The organism is Pseudomonas sp. GM60 (genome assembly GCF_000282415.1).
GTDB classification, from domain to species: Bacteria; Pseudomonadota; Gammaproteobacteria; order Pseudomonadales; family Pseudomonadaceae; genus Aquipseudomonas; species Aquipseudomonas migulae.
This window is the reverse complement of sequence record NZ_AKJI01000084.1, coordinates 1-12,368: the sequence shown is the minus strand read 5'-3', so window position 1 is coordinate 12,368 and position 12,368 is coordinate 1. Positions and strand designations below refer to the sequence as shown.

General features: G+C 58.7%; 14 protein-coding genes. 10 read left to right on the top strand and 4 right to left on the bottom strand.

Going from position 1 to position 12,368, the window contains the following annotated elements:
- Window positions 1–205: 205 nt before the first annotated feature.
- Together PMI32_RS09040 and ihfB are read left to right on the top strand one after the other, a co-directional pair.
- Window positions 206–484 (top strand): hypothetical protein, encoded by a 279-nt coding sequence (locus tag PMI32_RS09040; RefSeq protein WP_008031788.1) that lies wholly within the window; start codon window positions 206–208, stop codon window positions 482–484.
- 148 nt (window positions 485–632) lie between these two features.
- Window positions 633–929, top strand: a complete 297-nt coding sequence (gene ihfB, locus PMI32_RS09045; protein WP_008031786.1) for an integration host factor subunit beta — start codon at window positions 633–635, stop codon at window positions 927–929.
- Window positions 930–1,310: 381 nt separating this feature from the next.
- Here the strand turns inward: ihfB and PMI32_RS09055 are convergent, their stop codons facing one another.
- A complete protein-coding gene (locus PMI32_RS09055; RefSeq protein ID WP_008031782.1) occupies window positions 1,311–2,336 on the bottom strand; it encodes an MraY family glycosyltransferase in 1,026 nt (341 codons plus the stop codon).
- Between the two features lie 381 nt (window positions 2,337–2,717).
- Between PMI32_RS09055 and PMI32_RS09060 the strand changes: the two genes are divergently transcribed.
- The 3 genes from PMI32_RS09060 (at window position 2,718) to fabF (ending at window position 5,361) form a co-directional block, all read left to right on the top strand.
- Window positions 2,718–3,053, top strand: coding sequence for a ComEA family DNA-binding protein (locus PMI32_RS09060; RefSeq protein ID WP_008031781.1), 336 nt, complete (start codon window positions 2,718–2,720; stop codon window positions 3,051–3,053).
- A gap of 206 nt (window positions 3,054–3,259) precedes the next feature.
- A complete protein-coding gene (locus tag PMI32_RS09065; RefSeq protein ID WP_008031779.1) occupies window positions 3,260–4,054 on the top strand; it encodes an SDR family NAD(P)-dependent oxidoreductase in 795 nt (264 codons plus the stop codon).
- 32 nt (window positions 4,055–4,086) lie between these two features.
- Entirely contained in the window at window positions 4,087–5,361 is a 1,275-nt protein-coding gene (gene fabF / locus PMI32_RS09070) for a beta-ketoacyl-ACP synthase II (protein ID WP_008031777.1), read from the top strand.
- On the opposite strand, the gene PMI32_RS09075 is transcribed toward fabF, so the two are convergent.
- The gene (locus PMI32_RS09075; protein WP_008031775.1) at window positions 5,358–5,915 is read right to left on the bottom strand and encodes a TetR/AcrR family transcriptional regulator; all 558 of its coding nucleotides are present in this window, start codon (window positions 5,913–5,915) and stop codon (window positions 5,358–5,360) included. The two genes, fabF and PMI32_RS09075, sit on opposite strands and share 4 nt — an antisense overlap.
- Before the next feature lie 176 nt (window positions 5,916–6,091).
- Between PMI32_RS09075 and PMI32_RS09080 the strand changes: the two genes are divergently transcribed.
- Both PMI32_RS09080 and PMI32_RS09085 read left to right on the top strand, forming a co-directional pair.
- A complete protein-coding gene (locus tag PMI32_RS09080; RefSeq protein ID WP_008031774.1) occupies window positions 6,092–6,745 on the top strand; it encodes a GntR family transcriptional regulator in 654 nt (217 codons plus the stop codon).
- 15 nt (window positions 6,746–6,760) lie between these two features.
- Window positions 6,761–7,612: an urea carboxylase-associated family protein gene (locus tag PMI32_RS09085; protein WP_008031773.1), complete on the top strand. Its 852-nt coding sequence runs from the start codon at window positions 6,761–6,763 to the stop codon at window positions 7,610–7,612.
- 123 nt (window positions 7,613–7,735) lie between these two features.
- Here PMI32_RS09085 and PMI32_RS29935 read toward each other — a convergent pair whose 3' ends face one another.
- Together PMI32_RS29935 and eat are read right to left on the bottom strand one after the other, a co-directional pair.
- Window positions 7,736–7,903, bottom strand: coding sequence for a DUF2897 family protein (locus tag PMI32_RS29935; protein WP_008031772.1), 168 nt, complete (start codon window positions 7,901–7,903; stop codon window positions 7,736–7,738).
- Between the two features lie 125 nt (window positions 7,904–8,028).
- Window positions 8,029–9,393 carry an ethanolamine permease gene (gene eat, locus PMI32_RS09090; RefSeq protein WP_008031771.1) on the bottom strand — a complete coding sequence of 455 codons (1,365 nt, stop codon included), beginning with the start codon at window positions 9,391–9,393 and terminating at the stop codon, window positions 8,029–8,031.
- Window positions 9,394–9,798: 405 nt separating this feature from the next.
- Between eat and kdpF the strand changes: the two genes are divergently transcribed.
- The 3 genes from kdpF to PMI32_RS09100 all read left to right on the top strand — a co-directional run.
- Window positions 9,799–9,888 carry a K(+)-transporting ATPase subunit F gene (gene kdpF, locus PMI32_RS29930; RefSeq protein ID WP_007899818.1) on the top strand — a complete coding sequence of 30 codons (90 nt, stop codon included), beginning with the start codon at window positions 9,799–9,801 and terminating at the stop codon, window positions 9,886–9,888.
- Window positions 9,889–9,896: 8 nt separating this feature from the next.
- Window positions 9,897–11,591, top strand: coding sequence for a potassium-transporting ATPase subunit KdpA (gene kdpA / locus PMI32_RS09095; protein ID WP_008031770.1), 1,695 nt, complete (start codon window positions 9,897–9,899; stop codon window positions 11,589–11,591).
- Window positions 11,592–11,601: 10 nt separating this feature from the next.
- Window positions 11,602–12,368, top strand: a 767-nt coding sequence (locus PMI32_RS09100) for a P-type ATPase actuator domain-containing protein (RefSeq protein ID WP_032828944.1), incomplete at its 3' end; no start/stop codon positions are given.

Genomic DNA, 12,368 nt, shown 5'->3' with positions numbered 1-12,368 from the left:
CATTAAAAAGGGCGACTTCGGTCGCCCTTTTTTGTGCCTGTGATTTGGTGTGTGCAGTATCCGTATCGCATGACATTGTTCGCCCGTGAAACCAATAGCCCCCAAAAGCTGTCTCTTTCTTTAATCGGATCAATCGTTTATTTACAGCTAGTCTTTAGTCAGAAGCGAACGACAGTCGGGCAGGGCGCCCGGCATAAGGAAATGAATGAACAAGCTCATTGTCGCACTAGCCGTACTGACATTGGCGGGTTGTACCACTAATGCGAAGACTCACGCCGCACGCGGGGTCAGTGGCATCGAGGTCGATTGTTCGGGGTTGGGTTCGGGGTGGGAGAAGTGTCACAAACGCGCTGCCAAGGAGTGCAAGGGCGCTGGTTACAAGGTAGTCACGAGATCCGATGAGGCCAAAGACGAAGATGAGTTTCCCTTTGGCTTCAACCCGGCAGGTTATGTGACACGCACCATGCTGGTTATCTGCAGATGAGCAGGTCGGGCTTGATCACTCTTCTGTTCTGAAATCGACATCCCATTGCTGGCGAAGATATGTCAAAGCTCGGGCTGTTCAAATTCCTTCGGGCATGCTAAAACCTTTGAAGCGCTTTTCCTAGCTGCTTGAAAAAGAAGGGAAAAATATGACGAAGTCGGAGTTGATCGAACGAATTGTCACCCATCAAGGGCTGCTCTCATCAAAGGATGTGGAGCTGGCTATCAAGACCATGCTTGAACAAATGTCCCAATGTCTGGCCACCGGTGATCGCATCGAGATCCGTGGATTTGGCAGCTTCTCCCTGCACTACCGCGCACCGCGCGTAGGCCGCAATCCGAAAACCGGTCAGTCCGTCAGCCTTGACGGCAAATTCGTTCCCCATTTCAAGCCGGGGAAAGAGTTGCGGGATCGGGTGAATGAGGATGAAGAGAATGATCTTTGATTATCGGAAAGAGGTCTAGATGGCTAGCGCAAAGCGAGTAACCGCACTTACGTTGATTGTGTTGCTAGTTGCGCTGGTGGTCGTATTCATTCTGGAAAATAATCAGCCAGCAGCGCTAACCTTTTTAGGATGGTCGACTCCGCAATTCCCTCTTGCAATCTATGTAGTGTTGGCATTGTTGCTGGGATGGGGGGCGGGTCCGGTAATGAGTTTGGTTATAAGTAAGGGAGTAAGGCGCCGAGGCAAGCGCCGCGACGGCTTGAAGGACTAAGTTGAATGAGAAGCGGAGCACTCTATGCGAAGGCCCCCGCTTCTGAAGTTGCCACTACTTGATCTGCCTGGTCGCTCGCAGTCGACCCCTTCCAAAACGCCCGAATGGCATCAAGTCGGCACAGAAGCCTCGAGCTGGCCTGCATGATATTTCGAAGCGAGAATAATCAGCGGGACATAAGCAATAATGACTCCCCAGGTGCCATCAAGGCCCAGTTGAGTTACGCAGTAGGCAATGGGCAATAACCAAAGCAAATTGATGACGCCGACGGCGAGCGTCACTGGTAAATGCTTGCCATATTGGCGTGAAGCGAATTGATAGGCATGGCTCCGGTGAGCTTCATAGACTTTATCTCCGCGAACCAATCGACGTATCAAGGTGAAGGTCGCGTCGACGATGAATACGCCTAACAAAATCAACCAGGCCCAGAACAAATCCGGGGAAATCCAGGCAGCCTGCAAAGATAAAACTCCCAAGGCTATGCCTAGAAATCCACTCCCTGCGTCCCCCATGAATATTCGTGCCGGCGGGAAATTCCAGTACAGGAATCCGATCACGGCCACGGCCATCGTCAACGGCCCCCAGATTAGAGACGAAGCGCCACTTAACCAGTAAAGCAAACATGCACCAAGACAAGTGGTCACTGCTTCAACACTCGCGATCCCGTCAATTCCATCCATGAAATTGTAGAGATTGAGTAGCCAAACCAGATAAACCACTGCGAGGCAATGACCGATCCAGTGCAGGTCAAGACTTGTTCCGAAAAGGGTTATCGGCGCAAACCCTCCCAAAAAAACAAGCGCCCATATACCCGCTCCGAAATGCCCAAGCAGCCGCCATCGAGCCGCAATATGGCCATGATCGTCCATGAACCCGATAACAGCCACCAGCGCTCCAGCGCCCCCCACTGCGATCAGTTGGTGCCAAGGCACCAGTTCGAACACACCAAAAACCGGAAGCGACAACAGGAACGTCATCACGATAGCCACGCCTCCGCCACGCGGCGTTGGAACGGTGTGGGAGCTGCGTGCGTTGGGTATGTCGATGATGCTTCGAGACAGCGCATATCGCCGCAGAGCCGCAGTTAACGCAAGAGACAGGAGAGCAAGAGCCGGTGCCAGCCACAAGTAGATCATTGTTATTGATGTTCCCGAAAATGCATCGCAGTGTTTCCCAAGGCTTCATTAACGCTCGTTGGGAGGCCGCCTGAAAGTTTACGAATGTTGGTGGTATCGACTTGGAACGATCCGCACAGGCGCTGGGGAATTGCCATTTTACCCAAGAGAGCGGTTCTGCGCTGAAGTACCCCGCGAGGTATGGGGGCAAGTATAACTGGTCTGTCAGGTGCCTTTGCCAACTTTCTCCGTAGCGCTGTCGTGGATCAATCGTTATCCGTCGACGTCGACTATTTCATATTCTGTAACCAACACATTTTTGACAGGCTCCAGACATCGCCTAAGTTTGGAAGGCAGCTTCGGAAAAGCTGCTTTCCCAATTGATGTCATGGAGCTTCATTTATGCGTACTGGCTACTTCTATTCTCTGATTTTTGCCCTCCTGAGCACTGCCTCTATCGCCGCTATTGCTGCGCCCGCGGCCAAGACGGAGGCGGGCACTGCACCTCTGGTCATGGAGGTCGCTCCCAAGGTTCAGTCCGAAAAGGTTGATTTAAATCAGGCCGACGCGTCGACCCTGCAACGGGAGTTGTCCGGCATCGGGGAAGCCAAGGCCAAGGCGATTGTTACCTATCGTGAAAGTAATGGGCCGTTTGCGTCGGTGGACGAGCTGCTCGAAGTGAAGGGAATCGGCAAAGCCATTCTGGATAAGAACCGCGAAAAGCTTGAGGTGAACTAAGCTTGTAATTCAGCGCCATGGGCCGGTCATTGACCGGCCTTTTTGCATTCTGGCGTACGTGGTGATTTAGCGCCTTCCGTCGGCGTAATGAAAAATTACGACTATCATATTGCGATTAAATTATTCCTATAATAAATTCGTCATCCAGCTTGGCGCTCTGAAGCGCAGGCGCTTTTCTTTTTCCTTACGCATTTCAGGAGCACGTCATGAATTCTGTCCAGACCCAAGGTACGGCTCTTGTTACCGGTGCTTCATCCGGGATTGGTGCCATTTACGCTGAGCGCTTGGCAGCACGCGGTTTTGATTTGTTGCTGGTCGCACGTGACGAACAGCGTCTTCAGGCCGCGGCGAGCAAGCTGCGCGCTGAGCATGGTGTTCAGGTCGAGGTGCTGAAAGCGGATCTCACGCAAAAGGATGATGTGCTGAAACTTGAGCAGCGCCTTCGCAGCGATTCGAGTATCAGTCTGCTGCTGAATAACGCGGGTGTCGCGGCAGATGGCTTGCTGGCCAACGCTGATTTGGACCAACTGGAACGTTTGATTCAATTGAACGTAACGACGGTCACGCGCCTGGCTTCGGCGGCGGCCGCCAGTTTTGCCAAAGCCGGCCGGGGTACGATCATCAACATCGCCTCGGTGGTGGCGTTGTTCCCCGAGCGCTTCAACGCCACTTACAGCGCCAGCAAGGCTTATGTGTTGAGCCTGACCCAGTCGTTGAATGCCGAGCTGGATGGCACCGGGGTCAAAGTACAAGCGGTGTTGCCAGGCGTGACACGCACCGAAATCTGGGAGCGTTCCGGTATTGACGCAAGCCAGATCCCGGCGGACATGGTCATGGAAGCGGGCGAGATGGTCGATGCATCGTTGTCGGGGCTGGACCAGGGAGAACTGATCACCATTCCTTCGTTGCCGGATGCCTCCGACTGGGATGCGTTTGTCGCGGCGCGTCTGGTGATGGCGCCGAATCTTTCCAAAAGCAAGGCCGCTTCGCGTTACAAGTGAGGCACCCTCCATTGGCTTGAGGTAGTTGCGGTATGAGTGAACGTCGAGTGGTTGTAACGGGCATGGGTTTGGTGTCTCCGCTGGGTAGCGGGGTCGAAGCCGTCTGGGAGCGTCTGTTGGCCGGACGTTCGGGATTGCGCAACCTGCCGGACGAAGTCGTGGCTGATCTGCCGGCCAAGGTCGGTGGCGCAGTGCCGACGCTGGCCGAAGATGCCGAGGCGGGTTTTGACCCGGATCGTGCGACGCCACCCAAAGAGCAGAAGAAGATGGACCGCTTCATTATGTTTGCCATGGAAGCGGCGCGTCAGGCGCTTGAGCAAGCCGGTTGGCAGGCACAGGATGCCAATGCCCAGGAGCGTACGGCGACCATTATCGGCTCGGGGGTCGGTGGTTTCGGCGCGATTGCCGATGCGGTCCGCACCACCGACAGTCGTGGCCCGCGGCGTTTGTCGCCTTTCACCATTCCCTCGTTTCTGGTCAATCTGGCTGCGGGCCATGTGTCGATCCAGCACGGATTCAAAGGCCCCCTGGGTGCTCCGGTAACGGCGTGCGCGGCCGGGGTTCAGGCGATTGGTGATGCGGCGCGGCTGATCCGTTGCGGTGAGGCGGACATTGCGGTGTGTGGCGGTGCGGAGGCGTCGATCGATCGTGTCAGTCTCGCCGGGTTCGCTGCGGCTCGCGCATTGTCCAGTGGTTACAACGAAACTCCGGAGCGGGCTTCGCGTCCGTTCGACCGTGACCGCGATGGTTTTGTCATGGGTGAGGGCGCAGGCCTTCTAGTGATCGAATCCCTGGAGCATGCACTGGCCCGTGGCGCGCAACCGCTGGCGGAACTGGTCGGTTACGGCACCAGCGCCGACGCCTATCACCTTACCGCCGGCCCCGAAGATGGCAGTGGTGCGCGACGGGCGATGTCGCTGGCGCTGGCTCAGGCTGGCGTTGCTGCGGCACAGGTGCAGCACCTCAATGCTCACGCAACCTCGACGCCGGTTGGAGATCTGGGCGAGTTGGCAGCCATCAAATCGTTGTTCGGCACGGATAACAAGATTGCGGTCACGTCGACTAAGTCGGCCACCGGGCATTTGCTCGGCGCGGCGGGCGGGATCGAGGCGATCTTCACGCTGTTGGCGATCCGTGATCAGATCGTGCCGGCCACCCTCAACCTGGATAACCCGGATCCGGCGGCGCAAGGTGTGGACATCGTCCATGGTCAGGCGCGGCCGATGGCCATCGAGTATGCGCTGTCCAACGGTTTCGGCTTTGGTGGGGTCAATGCCAGCGTGCTCTTCAAGCGCTGGCAGGGTTAATCCCGGGGCTTTTTGAGAAAATCGCGCGTGACTTCGAGAATCCGCTGGGCCAGATCGGCGCTCTCGACACTGCGCGACAACAGCAGCGCCCCGACCATTGCGGACATGATGAAGATGCTCTGGTCGGCGGCATCATCACCTTCAAGGGTGCCTTGTATTTGTTCGAGCCGTGCATTGAGCACCACGTCGGAGGTCGGACTTGGCTGTCCGCGCAGGCCGAGTTCCGATGACATGGTCGGCAGCGGGCAGCCTTCGTGGGGCGAAGTCTGGTGCCATTCGGACAAGTACGCGTCAATGAATGCCTCGAGTGGGCGTTCCTGAGCGAACAGTTCGGCGCAGATGACTTCCACCTCGGCGCCTGCAGCCTGCAGGGCCTTTTCTACCAGCTCATCCTTGGACTTGAAATGCGAATAGAAGCCGCCGTGAGTCAAGCCCAGCGCTTTCATCAGGGGCTGCAAGCCGGTCGCGCCAATACCGTCGCGGCGAAATCGCGCTGAAGCTTCCTTGATGATGCGTTTGTGGGTTTGAGCTTTGTGGTCCTGCGAGTAACGCATCTGGTATCTCCGCAACAATGCGCCATCTTAACCAATGGAAATGGGATGGTGACTGTACTTCTATTTCTAAAAAGCATGCAGATGCGTCCAACTCCTTCATGACGTCTTGAACGAACTGGCACGGATAGTGATTACCCGTTAGCTGACGATTGTTGAACAATCATGAGGCGATAAGTATGAACAGCGGACTGTCCCTGGCCGACCACATCACCCTGGAGTTACGCGCCGACATCATTGGCGGTCGTTTGCTGCCCGGCATGGCGCTGGTGGAAAACGATCTGGTGTCAGCCTACAACGCTTCCCGCAACACCATCCGCGAAGCCTTGCATCGATTGGGGCAGGAAGGTCTGACCCGTTATGTGCGCAACAAAGGCGTGATGGTGCGTCGCTTGGGCGTCGACGATGTGCGGGATCTGTTCAACGTCCGCCGCACGCTGGAGTTGCAGGCCATCAGTGCCAGTCAACCGCTGCGCGATTATCAGTCCGACCGGATGCTCGAAGCCCTGGAAGCCACCGAACTGGCCCGGGAGCGCGAGGACTGGCGCGCCGTGGGCACGCACAGCCTGGCGTTTCATCAACACATCGTCGGGTTGCTGCGCAGCCCGTTGTTCGATGAGTTCTTCACCAATGTCGTCGCGCAACTGCGCCTGGTGTTTTGCGCCGCGCCCGATGAATCACGGTTTCAGGCGCCCTGGCTGGCACGCGACCGGCAGATTCACGAGTTTCTTGCCGAAGGCGACAAACGCGCCGCCGAGGACGCCATGAGCCGTTATCTCGACGATTCCGAGCACCTTCTGTTGCAAATGCTTGCCCCTTCTTCCCATCACTGATCGAGGATTCGTGCCATGTACAAAGACTATCCGGCGGCCTACCAAGTCAGCAAAGGTTCGGCCTTGCAGGTGGACAAAGCCTTCTATGAAAAGATCCGGGATACGAAGGAGGGGCGCACGCTGATCGAGCAGTTCGAAGTGCCGATCCGCACCGGCCGCGCCTGGCATGTCCCGGCCGGGCACGTGTTTCGCGTGACCACGCCGGTCGGCCCGCAAGTCGGGGATTTCAACGTCTGGAATGCCAACGATCCGCGTGAACGCTTGTGGGCTTCGCGCACGCGGCAGTTGCAGGGGGCGCATGTCAGCACTCACGACCGGCTCTGGTCGAACCTGCCATTCTTGCGGCCGCTGGTGACCATCACCGATGACAGCCTGGCCGACTACGGCATTGACGAACATGGTGGGCGCCTGCACGACTTGCTCGGCACCCGCTGCGATCCCTATGTGAACAAAATGCTCACCGGCGAAGACTTCCACCATCACTGCCACTCCAACCTGACCCGCGCAGTGTTGCCCCATGGCCTGACCGAGTTCGACGTGCATGACGTGCTGAACATTTTCCAGTGCACCGGCCTCAATCACGACGACATGTACTTCATGAAAGCCTGTCCGGCGCAGAAGGGCGATTACCTGGAATTCTTTGCCGAGATCGATCTGTTGTGCGCGCTGTCGACCTGCCCGGGGGGCGATCTGTCGCTGGCCATGTGGGGGCCGGACGCGCAGGACCCGCTGAGCGTGTGTCGCCCGCTTGGGGTGGAGATCTACAAACTGGAGGATTCACTGCTCGAAGGCTGGAGCCAGCCGGAGCGTGCGGCGTACAAAGGGCTGCATGGCTTGCACATCGCCAAGGCCGATTGGGAAAAATAACCGTCACCTGTAGGAGCGAGCCTGCTCGCGATGGACGTTAACGATAACGCGTTTATTCTGAGTAAACGCGTTGTTCTCAGGTGCATCGCGAGCAGGCTCGCTCCTACAGGGATCAGGTTTTTTTCAGCGGTCCTGCGCATCCTTGGCATCCGCTTGCGCGTTGCGTTCAGCGACGCGTTTGCGTTGCTCATCTGTCAGTTCGACCTTGTGGGCGGTGTCGCGCAACAACATCAAACCACCCACGATCGAGCCGATTGCAACGATCAGAATCAACCAGGCATACCAGGGCATAGGGCTCTCCTTGAGGGCAGGCCGATTGGCGGGTTTCGCCAACCGATCGTGCATACCACTTTGAGCGATTCAATTTCGCAGTGGTTCCATTCTATGCCTGATCGACCCGCAACACCTGCTGCGATTCAGAGCCCGGTCAACATCGCATCCGCCGGTGCATCGGCGCGCAATTGCGCGGTCAGCATGAAGTACACGAAACCCACGGCCATGAAGCCGAGGAAAATCGCGCCGATCAGCGCGTTGAACCACGCCATCGCCACCAGGCACACCACCGCCAGCACCAGTGCAATGGCCGGCACCAACGGATAGCACGGCGCGCGGAAAGTGCGCTCCAGGTTCGGCTCGGTTTTACGCAGCTTGAACAGGCTGAGCATGCTCATGATGTACATCACGATCGCGCCGAACACCGCCATGGTGATCATCGCAGCGGTCAGCGTCATGCCGCCGAGGTTGATCAAACCGTCGCTGTAGATCGCCGCGATCCCGATGACACCACCGGCGATGATTGCCCGGTGCGGCGTCTGGAAACGCGAGAGTTTGGCCAGCGACGCCGGCAGGTAACCGGCTCGCGCAAGGGCGAAGAACTGCCGCGAGTAACCGAGGATGATCCCGTGGAAACTCGCCACCAGACCGAACAGACCGATCCACACCAGCATGTGCAACCAGCCGGAGCTTTCGCCGACCACGGTTTTCATCGCTTGTGGCAGCGGGTCGTTGATGTTCGACAGGGTGCGCCAGTCGCCGACGCCGCCGGCAAAGAACATCACGCCCATGGCCAACAACACCAGGGTCAAAATGCCGCTGATGTACGCCTTGGGAATCGTGCGTTTCGGGTCCTTGGCTTCTTCGGCAGCCATGGCGGCGCCTTCGATGGCGAGGAAAAACCAGATGGCAAACGGAATCGCTGCGAACATCCCGGCAATCGCCGGTGCGCCGAACACATCGGAGCCGGCCCAGCCGTTCAGTGCGAAGTTGCTGAAGCTGAACGCCGGCGCAACCACGCCCATGAACACCAGCAATTCAACCACCGCGAGTACGCAGACCACCAGCTCGAAGGTTGCCGCCAGTTTCACCCCGAGGATGTTCAGGCTCATGAACACGATGTAGGCGCCGACCGCTGCGTGTTTCGGGTCGAGGGCGGGGAATTGCACGTTGAGGTAGGCGCCGATCGCCAGTGCGATGGCCGGTGGGGCGAAGACGAATTCGATCAGCGTCGCCAGCCCGGCGATCAATCCGCCTTTCTCGCCAAAGGCGCGGCGGCTGTAGGCAAAGGGACCGCCGGCGTGGGGAATCGCCGTGGTCAGCTCGGTGAAGCTGAAGATGAAGCAGGTGTACATCGTGGCGACCATGAAGGATGTCACGAGGAAACCAAGTGTGCCCGCCACGCCCCAGCCGTAACTCCAGCCGAAATACTCACCGGAAATCACCAGCCCGACCGCGATGCCCCACAGGTGCAGCGTGCCCAGCGTGGGTTTGAGTTGTGTGTTCATGCGTTTGCTCCCTGAACGGTTTGGACAGCTCGGGGAGGGCGTGTGCAGTGGGCGTGCCAGTGTGGTGATGGCCGTCGTAAAGCGCAAAAAGGTGTCGTATCGGGGATGTTGGCTACCGAATCAGCAGTTTTTGTGCGCCAGTTAGGGGCAGTGGTGCCCGTTCTGCAGCCATCGCTGGCAAGCCAGCTCCTACAGTTGAAATGCGTTTGCGCAGAAAACGTCGATCCCCTGTAGGAGCTGGCTTGCCAGCGATGAGGCCCGCGAAAACACCGCTGTAACGCCCGCATAAACCCACTCTTTACACTTTCTTTATGCCCAGCCAACCCCCTCGATCTCGCTCCTTTACAGCCTTCCTTCCGACAATGACTCCACACGCGGCAATACGCCGTAACACGGAGAACTTCCATGAGCGTTCTGGACGGGGTGTCACTGCTGTTGGCAGTGGGGCTGTTCATTTATCTGTTGGTTGCGCTGTTGCGCGCGGACCGGAACTAGGAGCGGCTATGCACAGTTATGACTATTGGCTGATCCTGGCCTTCTTCGCCGTGGTGCTGATCCCGGCACCGTTTCTCGGGCGGTTCTACTACAAGGTCATGGAAGGCCAGCGCACTTGGCTGACACCGATCCTGGGACCTGTGGAGCGTGGCTGTTATCGGGTGGCCGGCGTTGATCCGCAAGCCGAACAGAGCTGGCAGAAATACACCCTGGCCTTGCTCGCCTTCAACCTTGCGGGCTTTTTGCTGTTGTTCGCGATCCTGTTGTTCCAGGACCACTTGCCGCTCAACCCGCAAAACCTGCCGGGTCAGGAGTGGACGCTGGCGTTCAACACTGCCGTCAGTTTCATGACCAATACCAACTGGCAGGGCTACAGCGGCGAAGCCTCGCTGAGCTACTTGAGCCAGATGGTCGGCCTCACCGTGCAGAACTTCGTCAGCGCCGCCACCGGCCTCGCTGTGCTGGTTGCGCTGTGTCGCGGCATCGGTCGCAAATCGACCAAAACCCTGGGCAATTTCTGGGTCGACATGACCCGCGCCACCCTCTACGGCCTGCTGCCGCTGTGCCTGCTGCTGGCGCTGTACCTGGTCTGGCAGGGCGTGCCGCAAACTTTCGCACAGTACGTGAATGCGGTGACGATGCAAGGCGTCGATCAGGTGATCCCGCTCGGCCCGGCTGCCAGCCAGATTGCGATCAAGCAACTGGGCACCAACGGTGGCGGCTTCTTCGGCGTCAACTCGGCGCACCCGTTCGAGAACCCGACGGCGTGGAGCAACCTGTTCGAAGTGGCCTCGATCATTCTGATCCCGGTTGCCCTGGTGTTCACCTTCGGTCATTACGTTAAAGACCTGCGTCAGAGCCGCGCGATCATTGCCTGCATGCTGGCGCTGTTCCTGATTGGCGGTGCGACCTCGCTGTGGGCTGAATACCAACCGAATCCGACCCTGAACAACGTCGCCGTCGAACAGACCGCGCCGCTGGAAGGCAAGGAAGCGCGCTTCGGCACCACTGCCACGGTGTTGTGGTCGGTGACCACGACCGCCGCGTCCAACGGCTCGGTCAACGGCATGCACGACAGCCTCAACCCGCTGAGCGGCATGGTCGCGATGGTCAACATGATGGTCGGCGAAGTGATCTTCGGCGGCGTCGGTGCCGGGCTCTACGGCATGTTGCTCAACGTGTTGATCGCGGTGTTCCTCGCCGGCCTGATGATCGGCCGCACCCCGGAATACCTCGGCAAGAAACTGCAAGCCAAGGAAGTGCAATTGCTGGTGGTGACTTTGCTGGTGATGCCGGTCGGCGTGCTGGTACTCGGTGCGATTGCCGCGAGCCTGCCCGGTCCGGTGGCTTCGGTGAGTAACCCCGGCGCCCACGGTTTCAGCCAGTTGCTGTACGCCTACACCTCGGCCAGCGCCAACAACGGTTCGGCGTTCGGCGGCTTCGGTGCCAACACCGCGTTCCATAACCTGATGCTCGGCCTGGGCATGTTGATCGGTCGCTTCGGTTACATCCTCCCGGTACTGGCCCTGGCCGGCAGCCTGGCGATGAAGAAAACCGCACCGATCGGCCAGAACAGTTTCCCGACCCACGGCCCGCTGTTTGTGACGTTGCTGACCGTGACCATTTTGCTGGTGGGTGGTTTGACCTTCCTGCCGACACTGGCACTGGGTCCGATTGCAGAACATTTGAGCATGGGCTTCTGAGGAATCAATGATGAATATGCCCGTAAGTAAAGCCGCCACCGTCAAGGCGCCGGAACAACCGAAAACCGCGATCTCGGCCCTGTGGCGTCCGGCGCTGGTGCAAGCCTTCGTCAAGCTCGACCCACGGCAATTGCAGCGTGCGCCGGTGATGCTGGTGGTCGAACTGACCGCCGTCCTGACCACCGTGCTGTGCTTCATTCCCGACAGCGCCGTGCCGACCTTCGTCGCTGCGCAAATCGCCTTGTGGCTGTGGTTCACCGTGCTGTTCGCCAACTTTGCGGAAGCCTTGGCCGAAGGTCGCGGCAAGGCTCGCGCCGACAGCCTCAAGGCTGGCAGCGAAGGCTTGAGCGCACGCCGTAAAACCGGCAACGGCGCCTTTCAAGTGGTGCCGGCCACCAGCCTGCGCAAGGGCGATGTGGTGCGCGTCGAAGCCGGGGAAATGATCCCCGGTGACGGCGAAGTCATCGAAGGCATCGCGGCAGTCAACGAAGCGGCGATTACCGGTGAATCCGCGCCGGTGATCCGTGAATCCGGCGGCGACCGTTCGGCCGTCACCGGCAACACCCGACTGGTCTCCGACTGGCTGCTGGTGCGCATCACCGCCAACCCTGGCGAGTCGACACTGGACCGCATGATCGCTTTGGTCGAAGGCGCCAAGCGCCAGAAAACCCCGAACGAAGTGGCGCTCGACATCCTGCTGATCGGCCTGACGCTGATCTTCCTGCTGGTGGTGGTGACCCTGCAACCGTTCGCCCACTTCGCCAACGGCAGGCTGCC